33 protein-coding genes and 1 pseudogene are annotated in these 25,136 nt (G+C 57.6%); 19 read left to right on the top strand and 15 right to left on the bottom strand.

Translation table 11 applies throughout. From position 1 onward, the window contains the following. The 9 genes from AC0V6O_RS15410 to AC0V6O_RS15370 form a co-directional block, all read left to right on the top strand. On the top strand, positions 1 to 425 hold a 425-nt coding region (locus AC0V6O_RS15410), incomplete at its 5' end, for a Maf family protein (protein ID WP_486145421.1). Continuing rightward, positions 422 to 1,285 carry a shikimate dehydrogenase gene (gene aroE, locus AC0V6O_RS15405; RefSeq protein WP_486145419.1) on the top strand — a complete coding sequence of 288 codons (864 nt, stop codon included), beginning with the start codon at positions 422 to 424 and terminating at the stop codon, positions 1,283 to 1,285. The genes AC0V6O_RS15410 and aroE, both read left to right, overlap by 4 nt. Next, entirely contained in the window at positions 1,282 to 1,881 is a 600-nt protein-coding gene (gene coaE / locus AC0V6O_RS15400) for a dephospho-CoA kinase (protein WP_486145417.1), read from the top strand. The genes aroE and coaE overlap by 4 nt, the downstream gene beginning before the upstream one ends. A gap of 106 nt (positions 1,882 to 1,987) precedes the next feature. Then, complete coding sequence (dnaQ, locus tag AC0V6O_RS15395) at positions 1,988 to 2,701, top strand: DNA polymerase III subunit epsilon (protein WP_486145415.1); 714 nt, start codon at positions 1,988 to 1,990, stop codon at positions 2,699 to 2,701. Positions 2,702 to 2,773: 72 nt separating this feature from the next. Continuing rightward, the gene (gene hpf / locus AC0V6O_RS15390; protein ID WP_472640213.1) at positions 2,774 to 3,340 is read left to right on the top strand and encodes a ribosome hibernation-promoting factor, HPF/YfiA family; all 567 of its coding nucleotides are present in this window, start codon (positions 2,774 to 2,776) and stop codon (positions 3,338 to 3,340) included. Positions 3,341 to 3,471: 131 nt separating this feature from the next. Further along, positions 3,472 to 3,933 (top strand): PTS sugar transporter subunit IIA, encoded by a 462-nt coding sequence (locus tag AC0V6O_RS15385; protein WP_472640212.1) that lies wholly within the window; start codon positions 3,472 to 3,474, stop codon positions 3,931 to 3,933. A 7-nt stretch (positions 3,934 to 3,940) separates the two neighbouring features. Continuing rightward, the gene (locus AC0V6O_RS15380; RefSeq protein ID WP_486145412.1) at positions 3,941 to 4,444 is read left to right on the top strand and encodes a PaaI family thioesterase; all 504 of its coding nucleotides are present in this window, start codon (positions 3,941 to 3,943) and stop codon (positions 4,442 to 4,444) included. A gap of 1 nt (position 4,445) precedes the next feature. Next, complete coding sequence (locus AC0V6O_RS15375) at positions 4,446 to 4,781, top strand: DUF1491 family protein (protein WP_486145410.1); 336 nt, start codon at positions 4,446 to 4,448, stop codon at positions 4,779 to 4,781. 205 nt (positions 4,782 to 4,986) lie between these two features. Continuing rightward, positions 4,987 to 5,649, top strand: a complete 663-nt coding sequence (locus tag AC0V6O_RS15370) for a cell wall hydrolase (protein WP_486145408.1) — start codon at positions 4,987 to 4,989, stop codon at positions 5,647 to 5,649. Between the two features lie 155 nt (positions 5,650 to 5,804). On the opposite strand, the gene xth is transcribed toward AC0V6O_RS15370, so the two are convergent. The 3 genes from xth to AC0V6O_RS15355 form a co-directional block, all read right to left on the bottom strand. Beyond that, positions 5,805 to 6,614 carry an exodeoxyribonuclease III gene (xth, locus tag AC0V6O_RS15365; protein ID WP_486145406.1) on the bottom strand — a complete coding sequence of 270 codons (810 nt, stop codon included), beginning with the start codon at positions 6,612 to 6,614 and terminating at the stop codon, positions 5,805 to 5,807. 38 nt (positions 6,615 to 6,652) lie between these two features. Next, positions 6,653 to 6,982, bottom strand: coding sequence for an iron-sulfur cluster insertion protein ErpA (gene erpA / locus AC0V6O_RS15360; RefSeq protein WP_472640207.1), 330 nt, complete (start codon positions 6,980 to 6,982; stop codon positions 6,653 to 6,655). Positions 6,983 to 7,045: 63 nt separating this feature from the next. Beyond that, on the bottom strand, positions 7,046 to 7,477 hold the full coding sequence (locus AC0V6O_RS15355) for a CBS domain-containing protein (protein ID WP_486145404.1): 432 nt from the start codon (positions 7,475 to 7,477) through the stop codon (positions 7,046 to 7,048). A gap of 165 nt (positions 7,478 to 7,642) precedes the next feature. Between AC0V6O_RS15355 and AC0V6O_RS15350 the strand changes: the two genes are divergently transcribed. Next, on the top strand, positions 7,643 to 7,957 hold the full coding sequence (locus AC0V6O_RS15350; protein ID WP_486145402.1) for a hypothetical protein: 315 nt from the start codon (positions 7,643 to 7,645) through the stop codon (positions 7,955 to 7,957). Between the two features lie 16 nt (positions 7,958 to 7,973). On the opposite strand, the gene AC0V6O_RS15345 is transcribed toward AC0V6O_RS15350, so the two are convergent. From AC0V6O_RS15345 to AC0V6O_RS15320, 6 genes and pseudogenes are all read right to left on the bottom strand, one after another. Continuing rightward, entirely contained in the window at positions 7,974 to 8,393 is a 420-nt protein-coding gene (locus AC0V6O_RS15345) for a (2Fe-2S) ferredoxin domain-containing protein (RefSeq protein ID WP_486145400.1), read from the bottom strand. Then, positions 8,390 to 9,184, bottom strand: a complete 795-nt coding sequence (locus AC0V6O_RS15340) for a S9 family peptidase (protein WP_486145398.1) — start codon at positions 9,182 to 9,184, stop codon at positions 8,390 to 8,392. Before AC0V6O_RS15340 ends, AC0V6O_RS15345 begins: the two co-directional genes overlap by 4 nt. Beyond that, on the bottom strand, positions 9,147 to 10,565 hold the full coding sequence (locus AC0V6O_RS15335; protein WP_486145396.1) for a TolB family protein: 1,419 nt from the start codon (positions 10,563 to 10,565) through the stop codon (positions 9,147 to 9,149). The genes AC0V6O_RS15340 and AC0V6O_RS15335 overlap by 38 nt, the downstream gene beginning before the upstream one ends. Positions 10,566 to 10,639: 74 nt before the next feature. Beyond that, a complete protein-coding gene (locus tag AC0V6O_RS15330) occupies positions 10,640 to 11,146 on the bottom strand; it encodes a DUF2497 domain-containing protein (RefSeq protein WP_486145394.1) in 507 nt (168 codons plus the stop codon). Positions 11,147 to 11,214: 68 nt separating this feature from the next. Then, positions 11,215 to 12,679 (bottom strand): annotated as a pseudogene (locus AC0V6O_RS15325) (TolC family outer membrane protein). Positions 12,680 to 12,715: 36 nt separating this feature from the next. Continuing rightward, a complete protein-coding gene (locus tag AC0V6O_RS15320; protein WP_486145392.1) occupies positions 12,716 to 13,300 on the bottom strand; it encodes a protein-L-isoaspartate O-methyltransferase family protein in 585 nt (194 codons plus the stop codon). 145 nt (positions 13,301 to 13,445) lie between these two features. Between AC0V6O_RS15320 and fumC the strand changes: the two genes are divergently transcribed. The 3 genes from fumC to AC0V6O_RS15305 all read left to right on the top strand — a co-directional run bounded on the left by fumC (position 13,446) and on the right by AC0V6O_RS15305 (position 17,001). After that, on the top strand, positions 13,446 to 14,873 hold the full coding sequence (gene fumC / locus AC0V6O_RS15315; protein WP_486145390.1) for a class II fumarate hydratase: 1,428 nt from the start codon (positions 13,446 to 13,448) through the stop codon (positions 14,871 to 14,873). Between the two features lie 150 nt (positions 14,874 to 15,023). After that, a complete protein-coding gene (locus AC0V6O_RS15310) occupies positions 15,024 to 16,253 on the top strand; it encodes a sensor histidine kinase (protein ID WP_486145388.1) in 1,230 nt (409 codons plus the stop codon). Continuing rightward, a complete protein-coding gene (locus AC0V6O_RS15305; RefSeq protein ID WP_486145386.1) occupies positions 16,246 to 17,001 on the top strand; it encodes a LytR/AlgR family response regulator transcription factor in 756 nt (251 codons plus the stop codon). Before AC0V6O_RS15310 ends, AC0V6O_RS15305 begins: the two co-directional genes overlap by 8 nt. A 150-nt stretch (positions 17,002 to 17,151) precedes the next feature. Here the strand turns inward: AC0V6O_RS15305 and AC0V6O_RS15300 are convergent, their stop codons facing one another. Next, complete coding sequence (locus AC0V6O_RS15300) at positions 17,152 to 17,460, bottom strand: UrcA family protein (RefSeq protein ID WP_486145384.1); 309 nt, start codon at positions 17,458 to 17,460, stop codon at positions 17,152 to 17,154. A gap of 237 nt (positions 17,461 to 17,697) precedes the next feature. On the opposite strand from AC0V6O_RS15300, the gene AC0V6O_RS15295 reads away from it, so the two are divergent. From AC0V6O_RS15295 to AC0V6O_RS15285, 3 genes are all read left to right on the top strand, one after another. Further along, a complete protein-coding gene (locus tag AC0V6O_RS15295; RefSeq protein WP_472640195.1) occupies positions 17,698 to 17,955 on the top strand; it encodes a hypothetical protein in 258 nt (85 codons plus the stop codon). Between the two features lie 64 nt (positions 17,956 to 18,019). Beyond that, positions 18,020 to 18,775, top strand: a complete 756-nt coding sequence (locus tag AC0V6O_RS15290) for a metallophosphoesterase family protein (RefSeq protein ID WP_486145382.1) — start codon at positions 18,020 to 18,022, stop codon at positions 18,773 to 18,775. 131 nt (positions 18,776 to 18,906) lie between these two features. After that, entirely contained in the window at positions 18,907 to 19,107 is a 201-nt protein-coding gene (locus tag AC0V6O_RS15285) for a hypothetical protein (protein WP_472640193.1), read from the top strand. A gap of 126 nt (positions 19,108 to 19,233) precedes the next feature. Here AC0V6O_RS15285 and rpsI read toward each other — a convergent pair whose 3' ends face one another. The 5 genes from rpsI to AC0V6O_RS15260 form a co-directional block, all read right to left on the bottom strand. Beyond that, complete coding sequence (rpsI, locus tag AC0V6O_RS15280) at positions 19,234 to 19,815, bottom strand: 30S ribosomal protein S9 (protein ID WP_472640192.1); 582 nt, start codon at positions 19,813 to 19,815, stop codon at positions 19,234 to 19,236. Beyond that, positions 19,815 to 20,294: a 50S ribosomal protein L13 gene (rplM, locus tag AC0V6O_RS15275; RefSeq protein ID WP_472640191.1), complete on the bottom strand. Its 480-nt coding sequence runs from the start codon at positions 20,292 to 20,294 to the stop codon at positions 19,815 to 19,817. Before rplM ends, rpsI begins: the two co-directional genes overlap by 1 nt. A gap of 238 nt (positions 20,295 to 20,532) precedes the next feature. After that, positions 20,533 to 21,255 carry a hypothetical protein gene (locus tag AC0V6O_RS15270; RefSeq protein ID WP_486145379.1) on the bottom strand — a complete coding sequence of 241 codons (723 nt, stop codon included), beginning with the start codon at positions 21,253 to 21,255 and terminating at the stop codon, positions 20,533 to 20,535. 21 nt (positions 21,256 to 21,276) lie between these two features. Then, positions 21,277 to 21,627 carry a divalent-cation tolerance protein CutA gene (gene cutA / locus AC0V6O_RS15265; protein ID WP_486145377.1) on the bottom strand — a complete coding sequence of 117 codons (351 nt, stop codon included), beginning with the start codon at positions 21,625 to 21,627 and terminating at the stop codon, positions 21,277 to 21,279. 27 nt (positions 21,628 to 21,654) lie between these two features. Further along, positions 21,655 to 22,734, bottom strand: coding sequence for a COX15/CtaA family protein (locus tag AC0V6O_RS15260; protein WP_486145375.1), 1,080 nt, complete (start codon positions 22,732 to 22,734; stop codon positions 21,655 to 21,657). A 156-nt stretch (positions 22,735 to 22,890) separates the two neighbouring features. On the opposite strand from AC0V6O_RS15260, the gene AC0V6O_RS15255 reads away from it, so the two are divergent. The 3 genes from AC0V6O_RS15255 (at position 22,891) to AC0V6O_RS15245 (ending at position 25,123) form a co-directional block, all read left to right on the top strand. Next, entirely contained in the window at positions 22,891 to 23,262 is a 372-nt protein-coding gene (locus AC0V6O_RS15255) for a MerC domain-containing protein (RefSeq protein WP_472640186.1), read from the top strand. A 121-nt stretch (positions 23,263 to 23,383) separates the two neighbouring features. Further along, positions 23,384 to 24,376: a sulfur carrier protein ThiS gene (thiS, locus tag AC0V6O_RS15250; protein ID WP_486145373.1), complete on the top strand. Its 993-nt coding sequence runs from the start codon at positions 23,384 to 23,386 to the stop codon at positions 24,374 to 24,376. A gap of 216 nt (positions 24,377 to 24,592) precedes the next feature. Then, the gene (locus tag AC0V6O_RS15245; RefSeq protein ID WP_472645780.1) at positions 24,593 to 25,123 is read left to right on the top strand and encodes a hypothetical protein; all 531 of its coding nucleotides are present in this window, start codon (positions 24,593 to 24,595) and stop codon (positions 25,121 to 25,123) included. Positions 25,124 to 25,136 lie beyond the last annotated feature (13 nt).

The following is a 25,136-nucleotide window of genomic DNA, read 5'->3' as shown; positions in this document are numbered from 1 at the left end:
AAGCTGCGGCGATTTCGGCGGATGAGCCTGGCGCGTTGGTTTTGGGCAGTGATTCTCTGGTGGTGGCCGGCGGTCAGCGCTTCGACAAGCCAGCCGACCGCGCGAATGCGGCGGAGCATTTGCGGTTTTTCTCCGGCAAAGCGATTGAGCTGCACAGCGCGGCGGCGCTGGTGCGGGCAAACACATGCGAATGGAGCGGGACGTCGCTTGCGAAATTGCATGTTCGCGAGCTGTCCGAGGATTTCATTGAGTATTATCTGACCCAGGAATGGCCAGAGATCGGCTTCACGGTGGGGTGTTTTCGGATTGAGGCCATGGGCGTGCAATTGTTCGAGGCGATTGAAGGCGACCAATTCACCGTGCTGGGCATGCCGCTGCTGCCTGTGCTCGGGGCGCTGCGCGAATTGGACGTACTCCCCTCATGAGCGCGACAGAACCCTATGCCGAGGTGATTGGCGATCCGATTGCGCAATCCAAATCGCCCTTGATCCATGGGTTTTGGCTCAAACAGCTCGGGATTGACGCAGATTATCGCTCTCAACGGGTAACCAGCGCTGATCTGACCAGCTATATCGCTGAGCGCCGTGAGGATCCGGCCTGGCGCGGCTGCAACATCACCATGCCTCTAAAACAAGAGGTGATCCCGCTTCTCGATCAGGTTGAGGGCGACGCTAAGACAATCGGTGCGGTCAACACGGTCTATCGCGGCGAGGACGGGGAGCTGATTGGGGCAAACACTGATGCGGCTGGCTTTACAGAGCCCTTGCAGGATATTCTGGCTGGCGAGCATCTGTTCCGTATGGCGCGCATCATTGGGACCGGCGGAGCGGCCCGGGCTATTATCACCGCACTCACAGCGCATGGCTTCACCCTCGTGATCGCCGCGCGCAATCAAGTCAAGGCAAAGCAATTGCTGAAAGAACTGCACCCTGAGGGGGAGCATTACACCGCCCCGCTCGATCATTTCGCACGCCCCACCGACTTTGCCTTTGATGACCGCGACAGATGCCTCGATCTGGTGGTGAATGCTTCGCCCTTGGGTATGCGGGGCAGTCCAGAGCTGGTGTTTGACTGGAGCCATGCGCCGCCCGGGAGCATTGCCTATGATATCGTCACCGACCCGGTTGAGACTCCGTTTTTGCAGAATGCCGCCAAAGCAGGTTTTCCCACAATTGATGGGCTGTCGATGTTAATCGGACAGGCGGCGGCGGCGTTCGAGAAGTTTTTCGGGCAAGCTCCGCCCCGCGATCACGATGCAAAGCTACGCGAGACCATATCTCAGTGAGCAAACCCTTCATCCTCGGCCTCACCGGTTCAATCGGCATGGGTAAGTCGACCGTTGCCGCGATGTTTGAGGCGCAAGGCGTGCCCGTGTTTGATGCCGATGCGCAGGTGCGCGCGATGCAGGGTCCTGGCGGATCATTGCTGCCCGCGATTGAAGCCGCGTTTCCTGGTTCGACAGGACCAAATGGGGTCGAGCGGGAGGCGCTGGGGAAACTGGTTTTCGCAGAGCCAGAAAAGCTGCGACAGCTAGAGGGTATTGTGCACCCAGCGGTCGGTCAGAAACGTGCCGAGTTCCTGCAAGATAATGCCGCTGCCCCGCTACTCGTGTTTGATATACCACTCTTGTTTGAAGGCGGCGGCAATGAAGCGGTCGATGCGGTCGTGGTTGTATCCGCCCCTGCAAAGACGCAGCGCGAGCGCGTGCTTGCCCGCCCCGGCATGACGGCGGAGAAATTTGAGCATATTCTCGGCCTGCAAGTGCCCGACACCGAAAAGCGCAAACGTGCTGATTATGTGATTGATACAGGCACCTCGCTTGAGGAAACCGAGGCCGCGGTCAGCGAATTGATTGCGCAGCTAACCACTAACGCTGCCTGACGCACTAAGCGGTTTGGACTAACCGCCTGCTAATGGCACCAATTTGGGTTAAGCTGCTTCAATTGACCTCTTGCGCCTTCGCAATCTTGGTCCGATAGTACCACCAATGCGTGAAATCGTCTTTGATACAGAAACCACCGGCCTCGATCCTAAGACAGGCGACCGGATGGTTGAAATTGGTTGTGTTGAGATGGTGGGACGGGTGCCAACAGGCGCCAGCTATCACGCCTATTACAATCCTCAGCGCGATATGCCGCAGGCCGCAGAGGCAGTTCACGGCCTGTCGATCTCATTCCTTGAGACCAAACCTTTGTTCAAGGACACAGCAGCTGAATTGCTGGAGTTTCTGGGCGATGCGCCGCTGGTTGCGCACAACGCCAGCTTTGACTTTGGCTTTCTCAACAATGAGCTGGTGCTGATCGGGATGGAGCCGATCTCGCTGGACCGGATGGTTGATACAGTCGCCCTGGCGCGCAAGAAACATCCTGGCTCCAAACTGTCATTGGATGCGCTTTGTACGCGTTACGGCATTGATCGCAGCCACCGGGTGAAGCACGGGGCGTTGCTCGATGCGGAATTGCTGGCGCAGGTCTATGTCGAGCTGACGGGCGGTCGCCAGATTGGCTTAGGACTGGCGTCGGACGCTGGATCTGACGCGACGAGCGGCCGGGAAGATGTCAGTGTGCCAGCAGCGGCTTTAGCCGCAGCAGCAAAGCGGCGTGATCGCCGCGAACCGCGCCCGCATGCCGCAACGCCGGATGAATTGGCGCGGCATAAAGCGTTCGTGGACGGAATTGAAAAGGCAATCTGGGCGCGTTGAGTTCTCTCGCATCATAACGCGCGCATTGGATTTGGGGCATTTGGGTCGAACACAACAAAGGAGACAGCCACAATGGATATCCGGGTTTCAGGGCATCAAGTGGAAACTGGCGCGGCATTGCAGGAGCATGTCGAAGACCGTTTGGGCGGCATCGTCGATAAATATTTCGATCGAGCGATCTCCTCTCACGTTACCTTTGGCAAAGCGCCTGCAGGCGCGTTCTCATGCGACATTGTGACGCATGTGATGCAGGGGCTGATCTTGAAAGCTCGAGCTGATGCGCATGACGCGCATCAAGCGCTGGACAATGCCGCGGCCAAGATCGACAAGCAGTTGCGCCGCTACAAACGCCGCCTTAACGACCGGCATGAGCAAGCCGACCATGCAAAGCGTGAAGAAGAGGCGGCCTACACCATCTTTGCAGCCGCTGACGAACCCGAAGAAGAGGTCGTGGCTGATGCGCCGCTAGTGGTCGCAGAGACCAGTACAGACATCCCATCATACAGCGTTGCGGATGCTGTCATGATGCTGGATTTGCGCGATACGAATGCATTGTTCTTCAAAAATGCTGGCACTGAGAGGCATAATATGGTTTACCGCCGCTCAGATGGCTCAATCGGTTGGGTTGAGCCGCGATAGGGCAGCGCAGCACCCCTGCTGACAGAATTGCCCCTTCATGACCGCAGGAGAAGCGCCGCGCAGGACAGCGGCAACACCCGGTGATGTGGTTATGAAATGCGAGTGACTGAATTAGGATCACGTTTTTTGCGATGGATGTAAATCTGAGATTGCTGCCCGAGGCGGTCGCCTCGGCTCGTTTGGAAACGCGCCAGGAAGTCCTGAGCCGAATTGCTGAAATGCTTTCGGAAGTTCATGGTCTTGACCGCGTGGATATCCTTGAACGTTTGGAAGAGCGTGAGGCGCTTGGTAGCACCGGCTTTGGCCGGGCTGTCGCGATTCCGCACTGCCGCTCTCGCGAAGTAAAGCGCCCTACTGTGGTGCTTCTGCGTCTGGAGCAACCGGTCGATTTCGCTGCGGCTGATGCCATGCCTGTCAGTCTGATTTTCGGCCTGGTATCGCCAGAAGATGCGGGCGCGACTCACCTGCATGCTTTGGCGACCATTTCGCGACTAATGCGCGATGATGCGATCCTGGATGCGGTGCTAGAGGCGCCGGATGCAGACGCGCTTTATTCGGTTTTGACCAATCAATTCCTGCGTGATGCCGCCTGAGGATCATATGAGCGAGCCTGCGACCGGTTCTGGCGCAGAGGCCTCTTCTGGAGGCGCTGAGCGGCATTACCGCGCGCTTGAACAATTGTATAACTCGGCCCCGATCAATGGGAAGTTCGCTTCTGAGCTGGCGATTGTGGAGGAAGGGCGCTCGCGCCTGATTTTCACCATCACCGAAGATGTGTTTCACGCCGCTGGCGCGGCCCACGGCACGATCTATTTCAAAATGCTCGATGATGCGGCCTTTTATGCGGCCAACACCCTGGCAACCGATCGTTTTTTGCTCACGACCAGTTTCAACCTGCACTTCACTAAGCCTGTTAGGGCGGGAAAGGTTGTGGCCGAAGGGCGCTGGGTGAGCGGAAAACGCCGCGTGTTTGTCGCCGAATCGCGGCTGGTTGACGCAGAGGGCGATGAAATTGGCCGCGGTACTGGCACATTCATGCGTTCACGGATAGCGCTTTCCAGCCTCTCTGGATACACCTCTGCCCCCGGCACCTCAGGCGAGTAAAATGGACGCGCGGCTGCCTGCCCATATCGAAATCACCGGTTTAATACGCGCTGCAGAAGCGCAGGGCGGCATGGCGACGGTGCTTTCTAAGGGTGAGAGAGACGCTGGAACGATCCTCGTGGTAACCATGTATCGCGGTGAAAACGCAACACTTTACGAGCGGATGCCGCAGCTTGATGGCTCACGCTCCTTTGTTGCCACAAAACTTCAAGATATTAAAAAACCACACGAATTTACAGAATATTTGGATCGTAGAGGCTCGCAAGACCCCGATAATTGGATACTGGAGGTGGACGTCGCGGACCCGGAACGCTTCGTCGCATCCAACCTCCATTAACTTGACATAGTTTCGGTTGCGACTAACTGGCTGCACAGCTTCCAAGAGCGTAGGCGGTTTGACACGGCGATAAGGTCGGCAAACTAGCACGCAGACGGGGGGCAGCCGGTAGGCATATTTAGACCCCTCTCTTAATTCGCGAATACACTCGCAACAGGTCTTAGCCTGCGTCGGAGCTTGCTCACCGCACAGAATGTGATTGTTCATGAGTCGTAAGACTTATTCTTTGAGTGCAGCCGCGATTGTCGCGATTGGCACCATCAGTTTTTCCAGTGCCGACATGTCCGGCGCTGTCGCTCAGGAAAGCGACGCCGAAGTGGTGTCCGTTTCTGAGGTCGCTGACAGCAGCGACACCGTCTTCATTTCGCAGGAAGTGGTTCAGCCACTGGCTGCGGAGACACTGGAAGACGACGATAAAGCTTCTTTGATCCCTCAGGCCGCGCCAACAGCGGACTCGCTGCGTGAGCTTGTCGGTCAAATCGATACCTCTGGCACATTGTCCAAAGAGCTACGCTGTCTTGCAGGAGCAGTCTATTTCGAAGCGCGCGGTGAGCCGCTTGCAGGCCAGCTGGCCGTCGCACAGGTTGTTATGAACCGCGCCGATGATCGCCGCTTCCCGGGAAGCTATTGCGGTGTTGTCTATCAACGCTCGCAATTCTCCTTCGTAAAGGGCGGCCGGATGCCAAACATTCGAACCGGTACGGCTGCGTGGAAGCGCGCCAAGGCGATTGCTCAAATCGCGCATGATGCGATGTGGGAATCCGAGGCGGACGATTCACTTTATTTCCATGCGAAATATGTGCGTCCTTCATGGAGCCGCAACAAGACGCAGCGGGCCTCAATCAATACCCATATCTTCTACCGGTAATTTGATCTTCAAGAGTTTAGCAAGCCCTCGCTGGAAACAGCGGGGGCTTTTGTTTTGGAGAACCACCGCCACCCGCGCCCTCTACCCTTCCACCCGGAGCCTACCGGACACTGATCCGGGCGGAAGGGTAGAGGGCGCGGGTGGCTAGGGCGAGGCTAACTAAAGGTGGCCCAGACAGGCGCGTGATCGCTGGCCTTCTCGCGCCCGCGATGTTCTTTATCCACGCCAACGGCTGTTAGGCGATCCGCCATCTCTGGCGAGAGCAAGATATGGTCGATCCGGAAGCCATGGTCGCGCTGCCATGCGCCCGCTTGATAGTCCCAATAGGTCCACACGCCGCCGCGCGGGTTGAGCGTGCGCACCGCGTCGGTCCAGCCATCGCCTAGCAGTCTGGCGTAGGCGGCGCGCGATTCTGGTTGCATCAGAGCATCGCTCGCCATGGCTTTGACCGCGAACACGTCATCATCTTCCGGGATCACGTTGTAGTCGCCGAGCACTGCAGCAGGCACTTCTTCGGTCCAGATTGCGCTCATGCGCGCGCGCAGTTTTTCCATCCAGGCCAGCTTATGATCGAACTTCGGCCCCGGCAGTGGATTGCCATTCGGCAGATAGATGCACACGATCCGGGTCGTGTTCCCGTCCTTATCCGTGATGTCGGCCTCGAGATAGCGCGATTGCTCGCCCTCGCCTTCCTTCGGGCCGTTAATGCCCAGGCCGCGTTGCACCTCTTTGGGCGGATGATAACCCGCTTTGCTATCGGTCAGGATTGCGACGCCATTGAAGCTCTTTTGGCCATGCCAGACCGCGTGATAGCCGAGCTCTTCAAAATCGCTTGCCGGGAAGCCCTCATCCTGGCTTTTGATCTCTTGCAGGCAAGCCACTGAGGGACGCGTTTCGGCGAGCCATTCCTTGAGGCGCGGCAGACGGGCTTTGATCCCGTTGATATTGTAGGTCGCAATTTTCATGAAAGCCGTAATGGCCCAAACAGCCTTGCGGGTCTAACTTAAATCCCGAAGCTGGAGCCGCAGCCGCATCCGGCCGCCGCATTGGGGTTTTCGACTTTAAACGCCGCACCGCCTAGCGATTCGACGAAATCGACTACGCTGCCGCCGACAAGATCAAGGCTGACCGGATCAACCACCAGTTTCACGCCGTCAGTTTCGCTAACGCTGTCATCATTATCAGGCGCTTTGGCCAGATCAAACTTGTACTGAAAACCCGAGCATCCCCCACCCTCCACGGATAGGCGCAGAATTGCGGGTGCTTTCTGCTTCTGCGCGATCAGCGCAACGCGCTTCGCCGCAGAGGGAGTGAGTGTGAGTGTTTCGGCCATGATAGGTCCAATTTAGGCGACCTTGCCCCAATCCTCAAGCACTACCGAGCCAATGGCACCGCATTAGCCAGTTTGAATATAGGTCCGCAGAGCCTCGGCTTCGTGCTCAACCTCGTCAATTTTGTTCTTCACCAGATCGCCTATGGAGATGAAGGCGCACAGCGCGCCGTTGTCGATCACAGGGAAATGGCGGAACCGCCGCCGGGTCATTAGCGCCAGGGCATCATCGATTGTCGTCGAAGGCTCAACCGTCACCGCCGGCGATGTCATGATCTGGCCAACCGTCTTGTTAAGACAGCTCGCGCCTTCCTCCGCCATCCGGTAAATCACGTCCCTTTCAGACAGAATTCCGGCGACCGTGCCATTGTCCAATACTGGCAAGGCACCGATCCTTTTACCCGCCAGCATCGTCACCGCTTGCGAGACCGGCGTATCAACGTTGCAGGCGATGATATCCGAAGCAGATCGTTTGGCGATGATTTTGGCGATTGTCATGATGCGCGGCCTCCTATGACGACTTGCAAAACATGCCACTTGAATCGCAAAAAAGCGAATCCGCAGATTAACTTAGGGCGTCAGCCGCGCGTTAGCAGCCTCAAAGCGCCTTTAGGTCCATCGCAAGCCTATTGAATCCTCACCAGCCCCGGCGCATGGGGGGGCATGGTCAAAAAATCCCCGCTCGACGATCCGGAAAACGCCGCTTACGCTTGGGCGCGCTATCGCCGTATCATGCGCTTGCTGATGGGGGTGACGATTGGCGTCGTGGTGATCGCGCTGGCTCTCTTGTATAAATTCAATGGCGCGATTTCAGTTCATTTCTACATCGCGGTGGCGCTCGGCATCAGCTTTACGATGCTGCTTGGCGGCGGGTTGATGGGGTTGGTGTTCCTGTCCAATGGAACGGGCCATGACGAATCGGTCGACAACAAGCTGCCGGATCCCGATGAGCTATGGAGCAAGCGCGACGAAGATTGAACGCTACGCCGGCTGGCTAACCCGCGCGTAGTGCCGGTTGCAGGCGGAATTCTTCGACTGGTTGGCCGCCAATCAGATGCTCGGTGATGATCCGCTCCAATACGGCGGGTGAGCAGGAGTGGTACCAGACCTCATCCGGCCAAATGACGGCAATTGGTCCGTGAGAGCAAATCTGCAAACAATCAGCTTTGCTGCGCTGGACGCCGCCGCCGGGCCCGCGTGGATGCTCTGACGTGCGCTTGGGCCCGATCAGGCTGAGTTCTTTCATCCGCGTCTTGAGGAAGGTCCAGGCTTCTTCCCCTACCTCTGGCGAGCAGCACTTTTGCTTCTCGCTGAGCGCGCACAAAAAGATATGACGCTCGGTCTCTGCGCCATATTTCTTGGATAATGCGGTTTGCGCCGCGAGCAGGCTCAGTTCGTTCGCCGCATCCGTCATTCTTTGATCGTCTCGACGTTCTGCACCAGCCATTGGTCAAGCCAATTGAAGACGGTTTCGTGCCATTGCAGCGAGTTTTCCGCTCCCAGAACCCAGTGGTTTTCATCCGGGAACACCAGCAATTGCGAGGGGATGCCGCGTTCCTGCAGTGCGGTGAAGCTTTGCAGGCCTTGGCTGTAAGGGACGCGGTAGTCCTTCTCACCAGTGATCACGAGCATTGGCGTTTGCCATTTGTCGACGTGATTGACCGGGTTCCAGCGCTCGTAAGTTTCGCGTGCTTCGCTGTATGATCCACCGAAATCCCAACGAGGGAACCACAATTCCTCGGTCGAGTAATAGAAGCTGCGCATGTCGAATAGGCCGTCATGCTGGACTAGACAGCTGAAGCGATCTGGCCAGTTTCCTGCGATCCAGTTGACCATATAGCCGCCATAGCTCGCGCCCATCGCGCAGACGTTGCCGCCATCGATCTGGCGGTCGAGCTTAAGTGCCGCGTCCAGGCCCAGTTGCAGGTCTTCGAGTGGTTTGCCGCCCCAATCACGGTTGATCGCGTCCATGAAATCCTGGCCGTATCCAGCGGAGCCATGAAAATCGACCGAGATCACTGCATAGCCCTGGCTTGCGAGAACGCGAGGGTTCCAGCGGCTGGACCACCCATCACGGAAGGTGCCTTGCGGGCCGCCGTGGATGTAGAGGATAGCGGGGATCGGGCCGGTTTGCTGCTCTAGGCGGGTGATCTGGCCCCAGACCGTGTCACCGCCTGCACCAGGGAAGCTGAAACGGGTGGTCACCGTTGATGCCATCTTGCCTGTGCGGGTGGTCGCGACATCGGTCAGCGGCCGGGCCTGTCCATATCCGTCTGAGAGGAACAGTTCTGCAGGCGCGCCAATCGAGATCGCGTGTGAACAGCAAACGGTCATCGGGCAATGGGGTGACATTGCCGATATGCGCTTCATTGCCAGCCATCAGGTCGAGCTTTTCGACTGCGCCGGTCTTTGGGTCGATTTTGAGCACGGGTGTATCGAGTACATCAGCGGCCGTGGCCAGAATTGCCTTGCTGTCTGGCGTCCAAGAAAGTCCGCCAAAGCTGCGGTCATAGTCCTGGGTTAGCGCGCGGGTTTTACCGGTCTTGAGATTGCGAAGATGCACGACCGTGCGGTCGGATTCATATCCCGGTTGTGCCATCGCGACATAGGCGAGATATTTGCCATCGGGCGAAGGCACAGGGCCGGTGTCGACCGCTTGGTTCGCGGCAGTCAGCTCGATTGGCGATCCGCCGGACAGGTCGGAGAAATAGATATCGAGATCGGTTGAGGTGGGTTCTTTCGCTCCGGTTTCGCGGGCGACGAAATAGATGCCCGATCCGTCCGGTGCCCAGACAATATCCTCGCCCCCGCCAAATGGCATAGTGGGCGTGTTGCCCGTGAGGCCGGTTTTCGGATCGGTGCCGTCGATCGGCACACCCTCGCCTGTGGTAACGCCATCCGCTAGATCAAAGGCAAATACCCGATTGTAGGTGCCCGGCGTCGACCATGTATCCCAATGGCGGAAGAACCCGCCATCGCCCTCATAGAGTCGTCCCGTTCCCGGCCCAGGCAGATGGGCTTTGCCGTCCGCATTGCAGCCAAAGGTCGGGCAATCACGGACGATTGGCGCCCATAGCGCAATCCGGTCACTATTCGGTGATAGTTTGAAGCCGTGAATATCGGCAAGCGGCATGTCAGCGACCAATATCGGGCCAGTCACATTGCCATCGGCCTCTAACGCGACCCGCCAAACGCGGCTGCGTTCTTCCTGGCTCTTGTCTGTGTGCTCTGAAGAGAGAAAATAGAGGTAATTGTCGGAGCCGAAAGCGAGCGAATTGGCCGAGAGCCCCAAGTCGAGAGACATCGGAGCTTTGCCCGGCTCTTGCAGGTCCAGCAGGTAAAGGCTCGGCGTGCGTTTAAAGCTTGCCGGATCGGTCCGCGTTACTCGGTAAATCGCAAAACGCCCATCATTCGTAACGATAGGACCGCCGAGACGCGGCGTTGTGATCAAATCCTCCGCTGACATTGGGGTGGTTTCCACCCCGGGGATGTCCCTCGGGTGGCCTTCGGCGGCGAGCGGCGATGCGAAAATCGAGGCGGCGGTGAGCGCCGAAAATACGGCAACATGCGACATGAGCTTTATCATGTCAGCAGGCCTAACCGCTGGGTTCGTCTGTGGCTAGAGTTTCACATGCGGCGAAGCGTGCAAAGACGCAAAAACTAGCCGCGTTTGCCAGCGATCCGGGCGATTTCCGCCTGGACGAGCTTCTCAACAATACCGGGCAGGTTCTTTTCGAGCCATTCGGCCAGCATTGGACGCATCAGATCGCGGGTGAGTCCTTCAAGCGATGTCTCGCCAGAGCGAACGATCTGCGGTTGCGCGCCAGGCTCCGCCAGCATCGCCAAAGCCTCCAGGTTCTCGCGCATTGCGCCGCGCACCGCCTCATTGGTGAGCTGCGGGTCGTGATCTTCGCTTTGATTTTCGCTCAGCAGAAACTCGCCATCGTCGCCTATCTGATCATCGGCATCCACGTCTTCGGCGAATTCCATCTCTGCCAGATCAAGCACTTCGTCGTCGGCTTTAGCAACATTGGTTGTATCCGCACGCTCAGCCTCTTCCTCGCGCCGACGGCGAGCTTCCAACGCGCCTTCGCGGTTATCGCGGGCGATCACCTTCTTGATTGATTCGAGGATTTCTTCGACCGAAGCTTCGTTATCTTGCGCCATTTTGTGCTCTTAGCTCGCTGATAATGTTAACTAAGTTTCAGACGCAGTTACGGATAGTTAGCCGCGTGTCAATTGCCTTCGTCTGAATCCAATGTGGGGCCGATCTTCGCGTCAGCCGCCGGAATGTCAACGGTTCTGGTCGAATTTGGCGAAGGTTCTGGGTCACGATCAAAGTCCCAAATTTTGCCGCGCACCCGCTCATAGTTAACTTGCGGGTCGTATAACACGCCGCCAGTATCGAGGTTAAGATCGCGCGCTTCAGCCTGCCCCATCAAGGCGAGCAAGGAGAATCCAGCGACATAGGCATTGCGCCGCGCGGTCACCAATTGCGCCCGAGCAGAGAGCAATTCCTGCTCTGCATTGAGCACATCGAGGATCGAGCGATTGCCGATCGAGTTTTCCGCTTTCACGCCTTCCAGGCTGAGCTCAGCAGCCTCCACGGCCACTTGTGAACTTTCGATCACCGCATTGGCGGCCCGCCAATTGGAATAGGTTGAGCGAGTTTCCTGAATGACGCTGCGTTCAGAGGCGATCACAGCCTCCAAAGCAGAGGATTCTGCGTGCGCCCGCCTGGCGTTGCCGCGCGGCGGTCAGCCCGCCTTGAAAAATCGGGATCGTCACGCGGACGCCGACATTCGCTGTCTTCTCACTTTGTGAGAAGTCCGACGAAACCGGACCGCCGAGTGTTCCGAAGAAATCGCTGTAGTCGCCATTGGCGAACAGGCCGACTGTTGGGAGACGCCCGGCGCCAGCTGCCTCAGTGTCATATCCTGCGGCCTCAGCACGTTCTTTGGCAGCGATTAAATTGGGGTTGTTTTCAAGCGAGGTTACGATGGCCTCACCAACATTTTCCGGTAGGCCGGGCAGCGGCGGCGGCGCCATCAGCGTGCCGGGCGCTTTGCCAACCAATTGCAAATAGACCTCGCGCGCTGAGATGACGTTGGCCTCAGCCAATCTCAAATCGCCCTCGGCCAGTGCGAGCCGTGATTGCGATTGCGCCACATCTGTGCGGGTCAGATCGCCGATCTCAAACCGGTCACTGGTCGCCTCCAGATTGATGCGGAGTACCTCCACCTGATTGGCGCTTAGCGCAACCAGGGCCTCTGTCCGCAGCACATCCATATAGGCGGCGACCACTTGGCTGAACACGGTGCTTTCGGTGTTGCGCAAAGTGGCCTGGCCAGCCGCGACCCGCTCTTTGGCGGCCCGCACAGCATTGCGTACGGCTCCGCCAGAATAGACTGGAACCAGCAATGCCGCATTGACGCCAAGGTTGCGTTCCGGCGCGGTAAATGAGTTGGCCGAGCGGCGCACAAACTCGATATGGGTCGCTGTTACGGTCGCGGTTGGCAATCCGTTGGCGCGGTTGATTGGCACGCCTTCATCGGTCGCCCGCTGGTCTGCCCGCGCGCCTTGTAGCGTCGGATTGGTGTTATAGGCCTCGACCAAGGCATCGCGCAGCGTATCCGCTTGTGCAGGCGCAGCTATCGCCCCGGCGGCGAGCGCCGCAGCAATGCTGGCCAGAGAACTCATCCGGCGGATGTTTGGCAGAGGCGCGCGTTTCATGCGTTAAAAGCTCCAGCTTTTCGCTTGGTCAAATTCGTGCAGAACCGGGATCCCGATATCGTGCACTGCTTGCAGGGTGACTGAACCGGCCACTTTGCAGCCCGATGCGATCCGGGTGACGCCGTTCTCAACAATACCAGTGACGATCCGGCCGTTTTCCGCGAGCCGTTTAGCGAGGCTGTCTGGCAGATGCTCAATCGCGCCATCGACCACGATCAGAGAGAATGTCTTGCGTGAATTCTTCGCTAAAGCGCCTTCGGCGCTGATCTGCTGAACATCGGTGACCAGTGGGCCAATCAACTCTGCAAAATATTGCGTTCCGCCTTCGACCACCAGAACGCTGTCGTCCTTGGTCGGCGCGGCCTCGGTCAGCATCATCCCATGCACAACGGGCGATGAGAGATAGTGACCATCGCCCAGCGGCACGGCGCGGTCCATGTAAGCAACGGGACGCGCCTCGGCAGGCACGAAATTCTCACGCGGCACGGCATTCATGCGCGCCAGCACATATTCTTCATTCACGCCGCTGGTCCGCAGCTGGCTGTCAATCATAGCCTTGCGGGCGACAGGTGCATTTAACTCAGTCATGTTCACTCCACGAGAGCTGTATTACTCCAGCAATACAGCGCGTCAAGACGTTTAGCTGTTCGCACCGCCAGCGCCAAGGGCTTTGACGTTCACGATTAGCAGTGCTTATGGGAGCCTAAAATAGACCGAATGGAGTATGTCTTCGATGAGCGACGTTAAAAATATGGGTGCAGCGGGCGAAGGCGCGGTGCGTATTGAAACCGATTCGCTCGGCGAAGTCTCTGTTCCGGCGGCTAGCCATTGGGGGGCGCAAACTCAGCGCAGCCTGGCAAACTTCGCAATTGGTGATGAGACTATGCCTGCGCCGCTCGTAAAGGCGCTGGGTATTCAGAAGAAATCCTCGGCGCTCGCCAATATGGAGCTGGGCGTGCTTGATACGAAACTGGGCGAGGCGATCGTCGCGGCGGCCGATGAAGTGATCGACGGCACTTTGGCCGACCAATTCCCGCTGTCCGTGTGGCAGACCGGTTCTGGCACACAGAGCAATATGAACGCCAATGAGGTGATCGCCAGCCGCGCGAACCAGATTCTTACCGGTCAGCACGGCGGCAAAGACCCCGTGCATCCCAATGACCATTGCAATATGGGTCAATCCTCGAATGACACCTTCCCTACGGCGATGCATATCGCCGCGGCGAGCGAGACAGTGGAGCAGTTGATCCCGGCACTTGGCGGGCTTCACACCGCGCTTGACGCGAAGGCCCAAGCGTTCGCGGATATCGTCAAGATTGGCCGCACGCACTTGCAAGATGCAACTCCGCTCACCTTGGGTCAGGAGTTCTCCGGTTACGCGAAGCAGGTCGAATATGGCATCGCCCGACTCGAAAACGCTTTGCCTCGGGTGCTGGAGCTTGCTCAAGGCGGGACTGCGGTCGGCACTGGAATCAATTCCAAGGCTGGCTTCGCAGAGAAATTCGCGGCTCATGCAGCGAAACTGACCGGGCATGACTTTGTAACAGCAGCGAACAAATTCGAAGCTTTGGCGGCGCATGATGCGCTGGTTGAGCTCTCTGGGGCGCTTAATTCGATTGGCGTCAGTTTGATGAAGATCGCAAATGATATTCGCCTGCTTGGCTCTGGTCCTCGCAGCGGCCTTGGCGAAATTGCCTTACCAGCGAACGAACCGGGCTCTTCCATCATGCCGGGCAAGGTTAACCCCACTCAATGCGAGGCGCTGACCATGGTTTGCGCTCAGGTGATGGGCAATCACACGACGGTTAGCGTGGCGGGATCGAACGGCCACTTAGAGCTTAACGTGTTCAAGCCGGTGATGATCTACAACGTGCTGCAGTCGGTCCGCCTGCTGGCCGATTCGGCGCGCAGTTTCACCAACAATTGCGTGACCGGGATCACCGCAAACACCGACCGAATCGACAAGCTGATGAATGAGAGCCTGATGCTTGTCACCGCACTGAATCCGCATATTGGCTATGATAATGCGGCCAAGATCGCGAAGAAGGCCCATGCTGATGGCACGACTTTAAAAGAGGCGGGCATGGAGCTTGCTTTGCTCACGGAAGAGCAATTTTCCCAGTGGATCGTCCCTGCGGAAATGATCAAACCAAGGGCTTAGAGGCGGGTTTGGGCAAGGTAAGGCGTGAAATTCGGCTCGAATGCCAGTTTGGAGGGATGATCCTCCTATGACCGGCATTCGACCAAAGCATGACCGTGTCCGACGAGAAATTGGCTATGTTTTCCCGAGCGCGCTATTTGCGGTGATCTAATGCGTATCTCAAAAACCACTGAAACCCGACCGACCGTGCCTTTCCGCATGGTGCTGCTGTCGATGATCGTGATGTGGGCGACCTATTTCTTCCTCATCACCATGCGCAGCTTCGTCATGGAGTACGAACTGCAGATCGATATGGCTTGGCGGCGCGGCATCGTGTCCATGGTTGGCATTGCCCTGACGATTGCCCTGTGGGGTATGCTGCGGCTGTTTGATCATAAAGCGGTGTGGATCAAGGTGATGGCCGCGATCATTCTATCGGTTCCTGTTGCGATCGCTATCGGAAAGACCAATCACTTGGTCTTTCAAGACATGCAGGAGGTGGAAGAGCGAAAATACGCTGAAAAGAATGGCATCAATCTGCGCCGTGACGAGGCGGGCAACCTGCTGGTGGATGTGCCCGTTACGCGCGCGGCGCCGGATGGTGCGAATGGCGCCGATACGATCCTCGATTCTGAAAGCGTTATCCTCGTTCCTGCGCAAACCAGCGCGGATGTGTGGAAGGCAGTGTTCGATATCGCGCTTGGGCGCTACTTCCTGCTGCTCGCCTGGGCATCGCTCTATTTTGCAATTCTTGCAGGTTATCAGGCTCGGGCGGCGGAGCGGCGCGGGCAGGAATTCAGGTCCGCTGCGGAGGCGGCTGAGCTGCGGTCTTTGCGCTATCAGGTGAATCCACATTTCCTGTTCAACACGCTGAACTCGCTGTCCGCTTTGGTGATGACCGGCAAGGCAGAGCGGGCAGAGCGTATGATCCAGACCATGTCGCGATTTTATCGCCACAGCCTTGCGGATGAGCCAACCTCTGACGTTCGGCTGAAGGACGAGTTTGACTTGCAGCAGCTCTATCTCGACATTGAAGCGGTACGCTTTCCAGAGCGATTGATTTGCGATTTTGATCTGCCTGATGATCTTGTGGATGCACGCGTGCCAGGCATGATTCTCCAGCCCTTGGTCGAAAACTCGGTCAAATATGCGGTGTCTGCTGTGAATCGCCCGGTGACTATCACGGTTAAGGCACGCGAGGAGTTTGATCGGCTGGTAATAACAGTCAGCGACGATGGGCCCGGCGTCCCGGCAAATGCCAGCCATGGCTTCGGAATTGGCCTTGCCAATGTGCGCGATCGGTTGGAGGCACGCTTCGGTTCAGATATTGTTCTGAGTTCGAGCCCGATCGGTGGCGGTTATAAGACAGAACTGCGGATACCTTTGACCAAAAATGGCTGATAGCGAAGAAACCGGCGGCGCATTGCGCACGCTTATTGTCGATGATGAACCCCTGGCGGTTGAGCGCATTCAAGTGATTTGCGCCGAACTCGGCTCGATCAATGTGGTTGGTACCGCCAGCGATGGGGCCGCGGCCTTGCGGTTGGTCGAGGCGCTGACCCCAGATTTGATTTTGCTCGATATGACCATGCCAGAACTCGATGGCCTCGGGGTCGCCAAGAAGCTGGGCAAAATGAAAAACCCGCCAGCAGTCATCTTTGTGACGGCGCATGATGACTTTGCGGTAGAGGCCTTTGATCTAGAGGCGATTGATTATGTCCTGAAGCCCGTTTCTGCTGACCGTCTAGGCCGCGCAATTGAGCGAGCCGTTGCCCGCCACGGCGAGACGGGCAAGAAGACCAGCAAATGGCTGGATGAGCTGTGGGTTCCGCATCGCTCCGAATTGCTGCGTGTCGCGGTCAGCGAGGTGCATCAGATCGATGCCGAGCGTGATTACGTTCGGCTGCACATTGGTACTGATGAAGCGCCGCAGTCTTATCTATTGCTCCAAACCATTGCCGGTCTGGAAAAACGGCTGGATCCCGAGGAATTCATCCGCATTCACCGCTCCACCATTTTGCGGCGCGACAACATTCGTGGTCTGCGTCATGATGGTTTGGGGGTGTGGTCTGCCGAGTTGCAGAATGGTGAAGCGCTGCGGATTGGCCGGACCTATCTCTCAAAGGTGAAGGGAATGGCGGGGCGTTAGGGCGCCTAATGATTGTTGAGTGTGTGGACGCCGAACTGCACTCGCCCCTTACATTAAAAAGACGACTCGAACCCTGGGACTGGTTAGGGCTCGAGCCGTCATCTATGGACCTGAATTCAGGCTCATAGGGGTCTTGTTAGAATGTTGGGATCAACCGCCGCGTTGTTGGGCTTCAATCAGGGTGGCCACTTGTTGTTCGGCGCTTTTCATCGCCTTGGCGTAGCAACGCTTGCTGTCCATTGACGGGATTCGCGAGCCGGAACGGCGTGTACCTACTCCGCAAAGGGCTTGTGCTGCCTTTTTCACTCGGCGATCAAGTCGTTCTTGACCTTCCGGTGTGGCGAGATTGATATCGGCAATTGCGATCTCAACGCTTGGATTGTCGCTTGGACCAGCAAGGGCGGGGGTAGACACGACCGCAAGGCCAAGGGCCGCAGTGGTCAAAACTGTCTTCAACATAAATTCCTCCATTTGCAAGAAACGGCCCGGTTCGAGCGGGGTTCGAATGGGGTTGCCGTAACCGCCCTTGCACAATCAGAATTAGGGAATGCAGACGAGCGGTCATTCGGTGCTCGTTCGCGGCAGAATGTCGCTCGACTGGTGCGGCGCGTTTCGGACAGATGCGATAAACTGCCCGACGAATGACCCTTTCCAGCAGACCAGCGTTTGCGCCATAGTGCAGCCATGCTGCCGGTGATGATCATTTTTGCCCTCGGCGTGGGGAATTTCGCTTTGCATCAGGCGGTGCTGCAAAGCGGCCACCCAATGCTTGGGCAAATGCCATGGTTTGTGCATATGCTAGGCGGGAAGCTGACGCTTGCGACCGAATTCATGGTCTTGCTGGCCGCCATGATGCTGGCCGCCAATGGTTGGCCCATGCTGGTTTGGGTTTATCTGGGATACAGCGGGCTCAATGCACTGGCAGCTTGGCTGATCTTGTCAGATCAGATCTAAGGGACCGGCCAAGGAGTAGATTGCGCTTGCGCTTTTGCGGCAATCCCGCTTGTCACTACAAACTATGGCAACTCGGCTCTTTCATATCAGCGATGTGCACTTTGGTGTTGAGGATCGCGCTGCGCTGGGCGCTGTGGCCGCCGCGATCCAGCAAGAGCGCCCGGATGCGGTTGTGTGCACTGGTGATTTGACTCAACGGGCCAAGCACAGCGAATATGCTGATGCGGCGCAGTGGTTTCGTTCGCTAGGCGTGCCGACTGTGCTGCAGGCTGGCAATCACGACATGCCCTATTACAACTTGTGGGAGCGTTTTACCGATCCCTATCGGCGCTACCGCGCGCTGACTAACCAGGTTGGTGCTCAGCTCCATTCAGATGATGTTGTGCTTATTCCGCTCGTCTCCACGGTGCGTGTGCAGCCGCGCTTTCCGTGGTCAGATGGGTTTGTCCGTAGGCGGCCCTTGGCCCGCACCGTGACGCAGCTAAAAGAGCTCGAAGGCGATCCGCGTACAAAGATTGTGATGTGTCACCATCCGCTGCTCGGTCCAGAGAACGCCGGTGGCAATCCCACTATCGGCGGTGATGAAGCCTTTGCAGCCATTGCATCGGCTGGCGCAGATGCCGTGATATCGGGCCACGTGCATACACCGTTCGATGAGGTGCGATCTCGTGGTGGGCATTCTATGCGGATGATCGGAATTGGCACCCTTTCGACCCGCCTGCGGCATGGGGCACCCCCTTGTTATCAGGTGCTCAATTGCGAGCCTGGCGGATCAATCACTGCCGAATTGCGCGTGGTTGGTGATCCGCCGACAGGTTAGTAAGCGCCCCGCCTCATTTTGCCGCTGATCAGGATGGAAACCAGATGTTAGGCATATTTCGCTAATCGCTCGTCATACCGCGAATGTGCGGCAGTATGGATCGTATGTGATTTGGCAGAGGAGTGTTGGTCATGAATGCTATCAAAGCAATGATTTTGGGCGGCGTGCTGACATATGTTGTGGCGCTGGTAATTGGCTCACAAGGGTCCAGTGGGGGTTTTCTGGCGATCCACAATATGCGCATGGGCGAATATGCTGTCCTATGGTCTTGGCCGCTGTTCCTGGCTGGCACTGGCCTGGCCTGGGCGATGACGCTGCTGCAACCAGAATAAATGATTGCTGCTTGAGGTCGGTTGGACCAGATCACGATCTGACCAGACTTTATACCACACAAAGAAAAAGGGCGGCCCTTCCATCGGAGAGCCGCCCTTTTCGTATCTTGTTCGCAGTGAACGCGATTAGCGTTTCGAGAACTGGAAGCTCCGGCGGGCTTTTGCGCGGCCATATTTCTTACGTTCAACCACACGGCTGTCACGGGTGAGGAAGCCAGCGGCCTTCACCGTAGAGCGCAGTGCAGGCTCATATTTGGTCAAAGCTTGGCTGATGCCGTGCTTTACCGCGCCAGCTTGGCCGGACAGGCCGCCGCCGCGAACGGTTGCGACAATGTCGTACTGGCCTTCACGCTCGGTGATCGAGAATGGCTGGTTGATAATCAGACGCAAGGTCGGACGAGCGAAGTACACTTCTTGCTCGCGGCCGTTGATGGTGACCTTGCCTGTACCTGGCTTCAACCAAACGCGGGCGACCGCATCCTTACGGCGACCAGTGGCATAAGCGCGGCCATATTGGTCGAGCTCTTGCTCACGCAGGGGCGCAGCAGGATTTTGAGCGATTTCCGCGGCATCGGCCGCAGGCGCATCGCCAGCAATGTCCTTAAGATCTGCGAGATCAGACACGGTTTCCGTCGCGGTTTCAGTTGCTGGCGTTTCAGTCGCAGCTTCTGGCGCGGTTTCGGTTTCGGTGTTCTTTTCGTCGGCCATTATGCAGAAACCTTATTCTTGCGGTTCATGGATGCAACGTCGAGCACGGCTGGGTTCTGCCCATCATGTGGATGCTCGGTGCCGTTGTAGAGGTGCAGCGCACGCATCTGCGCACGGCCCAATGGGCCACGCGGGATCATGCGCTCGACGGCTTTTTCAAGCACGCGCTCAGGAAAACGACCTTCCAGAATCTTGTTCGGGGTCGTCTCTTTGATGCCGCCAGGGTGGCCGGTGTGCTTGTAATAGATCTTGTTGGCCATCTTGTTGCCGGTGAATTTCACCTTGTCGGCATTGATGACGATCACGTGATCACCGCAGTCAACGTGCGGGGTGTAGCTCGGCTTGTGCTTGCCGCGCAGGATATTGGCGATGAGCGATGCGACGCGGCCAACGACCAATCCTTCGCCATCAATAATATGCCATTTCTTATCGACCTCGGCCGGTTTGATCGACCGGGTCTGCTTGCTGAGCGCCTTCATGGGCTTTTCCTTAAACCTAAGGCCGCCATTCGGGAGAAAAGAGGCCTGAAAAATCAAAACAGCCGGGCGTTTGGGCCGCGGCTGCGAATCGGAAGATACGCCTTTCAGCAAATCCTTACCGATATGAGGCGCGATTTGTCGCTAAGACGGCTCAAAGTCAAGTAAAACCGGGCGTTTCAAGAGAGGTAAAATAATACCTTGGTAAATTCTCACCAGCAATTGAGGGGTGAGGCGCTGTTTATGCGTTCAGCGCCCAGGTTTCGCTCGAATGGCGCTCATCATCGCCAATACGCGTGATAATCTGCCGCTTGGCGTGGGCAAGCCATCGCTCGCCCGGCGCGCAGCGGGCCGAAAAGCTAAATTCAAACTCTCCGTGCGAGCCATCGGGCAAATTGACCGGCTTTATGGAATGAACTGTCTCTTCGCTGGGATAGAACAGATCGCGGGGCATCTGCTCAAGCAACGTGCCGCCAGTCTGCTGCAATTGCGCCAAGTAAGCCATGCGCTGCGCCTGCTGGGTCGCTGAGCCGCTGTGCCGCTTGATCATGCTTTCCGCTTCTTTGATTGCGGCATCGACGTCTTCCTGACTGGTCGATGTGCCGGCCGCAAGGATCTCCCCTGCCTCGCCGAGCAGAATCGGAAACATGCTGTCGGTTGAGCGGGCTTCTTCAATCGCGGCGAGTTGGGCAAGTTGCTCTGGCGCGTCGACTTTTGCGAAGATTTGCTGGCCATTGATCGCAATGCCGCGCCCCTGAGCGGAGAAGTTGACCTGCCATTGGCGGGTCACCGCCAGAATCTTTCCATCGCGCAGCTCTCGCTCAATCCGCCGCATAAGTCGCATAGAATTTGCCGGGATTGTCAGGCGGCCCGCCGCCATTGCCGGTATGCTAGACGTGGTTGCCCCCGCCACAAGCGCTCCAAGTGCCGAGCCTATGGCGGCCCGGCGAGTGAATTCAGTCATCGTTACCCACCTTAACGTATTCTAACGCGGCTGAAGCGCGGCCAACCATGTTTCTGTTTTATGGTGGGCCGCGTCACAGTGCCAGCCAAGTATTGCTGGACTATCGTAGGGATGCAATACACCAAGGCGTTCAATAGTGCGATTGAGCAGATTGCCGCGTGTTTTTAACAGCACTGCCACTTCACTGCTCGTCTCGATTGTATCTTGCCATTTAAAGATCGATTCGAGCCCGCCAATCATATTGGCGCAGCCAATCAAGCCCTCTTCCAGCAGTACACCTGCCACGTCACTCGCGCTGCAGCGATCGGGGAACGGGCACCATATTAGCGCGGATGAACAGGCGGAGTTGGTATCGGTCGCTGGGTCAGTCATTCGCCCGGTGTAGCGCAATTTGAAGCCTTATACCCGCACAGTTGCCAGTGCGTTTTGCCCGTCACTGTGCATTGCCCATGCTAGACTGGCGACCAGCAACGCCCCGGCCAGTTGGTGCGCAACGGCGATCCACAAAGAAACCTCGCTCAGCACGGTCGCAATGCCGAGCAGCACCATGACGCCAAAGGCGCTGTGCACGGCGATGGACGCCATGCGATGGGTTTTGCGCACGCGCCGCGCGATCCACACCAGAGCAGCGACTGCGATCCAGGCCCACCAGCGGTGCAACCAATGCAGCAAAAACGGATCATGGGTCAGTGTCCACAATACGCCTTGAGTGAAATTGACCTCGGGAATGAGCCTCCCATTCATGAGCGGCCAATCATAGGCGGCGTGCCCGGCATTAAGGCCGGCGACCCATGCGCCGAGCAGCAATTGCACAAATAAAATACCAGCCACTATCAATGCTGGAGCAGTGAGCGGAGCGGGTTTGACCTGCGGATCGCGCGACAAAGCTCTCAGATCGAGCGCTGTCCAGACCAGTCCGCCCAGCAAGAAAAAGGCGGTGAGCAAATGTGCCGAGAGGCGGAAATGGCTAACATCAGTGAGGTCTGTGCCCACGCCGGAGGACACCATGTACCACCCCAGCGCCCCTTGAAATCCAATCAAGGCAAGCAGCGCGAACAGACGAATCTTATAGCCATTGGGGATCGCCCCCTTCACCCAAAACCACACCATCGGGACTGCAAATGCCAAACCAATCAATCTCCCCAGATTGCGGTGGAACCATTCCCAGAAATAGATGAATTTGAAGGCTTCCAAATCCATTCCGGCAGGGCCGCTCTCAAACCGGTATTCGCCCGTTTGGCGGTACAGATCGAATTCTGTCCGCCATGCCTCCTCGCTCAGCGGTGGGAGCACGCCGGAAACCAAATCCCACTGGGTGATCGACAGGCCGCTTTCTGTAAGACGCGTGATCCCGCCAACCATCACGATGACTACAACCATTGCGGCCACGATCATCAGCCAGCGCACAAGCACCAGCGGGCGGCCCAGCCCGGCGTCGGGTGCCACAGTGGATGAAGCAGGATGAAGCGAAGATGCCATTTCGGGCGTCTAAGTGTCCTGCGCAGTGGCGAAGTGCAAGTATGTAGATCGCAAATGGCCTTGCGCATCCTGCAACCAGGCACCCCTGCTTACAGCGTTTGATTTAGTTCTGCTTGCAGAATGGTATAATATTACATACATGGTCCTTCAGTCATCATGACCGACACCAATACCTCGATTCGCGGCCGGTTCGACCGGGCCGGCATTTGGCTCTCGGGCCTGTGCGCGCTTCATTGCGTCGCGACGATCTTTATTGTGTCGGGATTGGGTGTCGGCGGACAGTTCCTGCTTTCGCCGGACCTCCATCGTTTTGGCCTTGTGATTGCCTTGATTGTGGCAGCGGTGGCGATTGGTTGGGGTGCGCTTAAGCACCGCCAGGCGGCGCCCTTTGTGATCGCTATGACGGGCCTGACTTTCATGGGCGGCGCTTTGGCTGTGCCGCATGGCGTACAGGAAGCCGTCCTTACGATTATCGGCGTTTCCCTCGTCACTTGCGGGCATGTGCTCAATTTGCGGCACGCCCACTAATCAAGCCGCAACGCGTTAGTGCGCTGATTTCGCTGCTAATTCGCGCCCGCTATTCGCGCCCATTGCCATCCGATATGCGCTTATGCTTGCGCCGCGCGGCGATGCCATTATCTCGGCGCACATGACTGCAGAAAAAAGCATCACCCTCAATGGTGACATCCGCAAGACCAGCGCCGACACAATCGCCACCCTCGTGCGCGAATTGGAGCTATTGCCTGAAAAAGTGGCCGTCGAGCGCAATGGTGAGATCGTGCCGCGTTCAACCCTTGAACAGGCGCCCTTGGCAGACGGGGATGCTCTGGAAATCGTGCATTTCGTGGGCGGCGGCGAGCAAAGCACCTCGGGCGATGACAGCTGGAGCGTGGCGGGCCGGACCTTCCACTCGCGGCTGATTGTCGGCACGGGTAAGTACAAGGACTTTCAGCAGAATGCCGATGCATTGCAGGCGAGCGGCGCGGAAATCGTCACCGTTGCTGTGCGCCGGGTCAATGTGAGCGATCCCAAAGCACCAATGCTGACCGACTTCATTGATCCGAAGGTTACCACCTATCTGCCCAACACCGCTGGCTGTTTCACGGCAGATGATGCGATCCGGACGCTGCGCCTAGCGCGCGAAGCAGGTGGCTGGGATCTGGTCAAGCTGGAGGTGCTGGGCGAGGCGCGCACGCTTTACCCGGATATGCGCGAAACTCTGAAAGCCACAGAAGTGCTGGCCAAAGAGGGCTTTCACCCGATGGTTTACTGCGTCGATGATCCGATCGCTGCCAAACAATTGGAGGATGCGGGCGCGGTGGCGATTATGCCGCTTGGCGCGCCGATCGGCTCAGGCTTAGGCATTCAAAACCAGGTGACGATCCGCCTGATCGTCGAAGGCGCAAGCGTGCCGGTGCTGGTCGATGCAGGTGTTGGCACGGCGTCTGATGCGGCGGTTGCGATGGAGCTCGGCTGTGATGGGGTGCTGATGAACACTGCCATTGCTGAGGCGAAAGATCCCATCCGCATGGCGCGCGCGATGAAACTGGCGGTAGAGGCCGGGCGCGAGGCCTATCTGGCGGGCCGTATGGGGCGTCGCAAATATGCCGATCCCAGCTCGCCTTTGGCTGGATTGATCTAGGGATTTTTCCCATGGACCGGCGCGGGTGGCTTGGCTCCTAATATAGTACCTGACAGGCTTGGCGGCGGAGCACGGTTCACGCTAGTGATCCGCGAGGATATCGCGCGCGCGTATGGGCGTGCAAAACAAAGCACCCAATTCAACAAATTTTACCTACGGGTTACTACCTATTAACCAAGTTCCGCGATGACCGTCTTCAACGCAGAGGAGACTTTCATGGCGACCGTGGGCAGTACATCAATGGCAATCGGCGAAATGCGCGAGTTCGCAGGCTTTAGCGCCGCTGAGCAGCGCTATATCAAGTGCAGCCTCGACATTGGTCTGAGCCGTAAGGACGCCTTTAAGCTGTGGGCCCGCGATGCGCGTGAAAACGCCGCGATCCGCCGCCAATATGTCGCTTATCAGGATCTCAAATCTTTGCGCGCTCTGATCCCTGCCCAGCACGGCATGGCCGATACCGAAGTCTTTATCGGCAAGCTAATCCGCATGGCGACCTTCGACCTGCAAGCCGATGCGATCACCAGCTTTTCCGCGTTTCGCTTCCTCTACGAGCGCTTGCTCGGCGCAGAAGCGCGCCCGTTTCTTCCCGCAGCCTTCTGCGCAGCCAGCGCTTTGCCGCAGATTCAGCCGGAACGCCGCAAGGTCCTGCTGCAATCGCTTAGTGAAGCGGCGGCAACGGCTCCTGCATGGTCAGATGAAACGCCCAGCTTCTATCCGGAATATGTCGAGGAAGCTGAGCTGGTTTGAAATTGGTTGCTGA

It is taken from the genome of Erythrobacter sp. JB2-19 (assembly GCF_057365005.1).
This window is presented reverse-complemented; position numbering and strand designations above follow the sequence as displayed.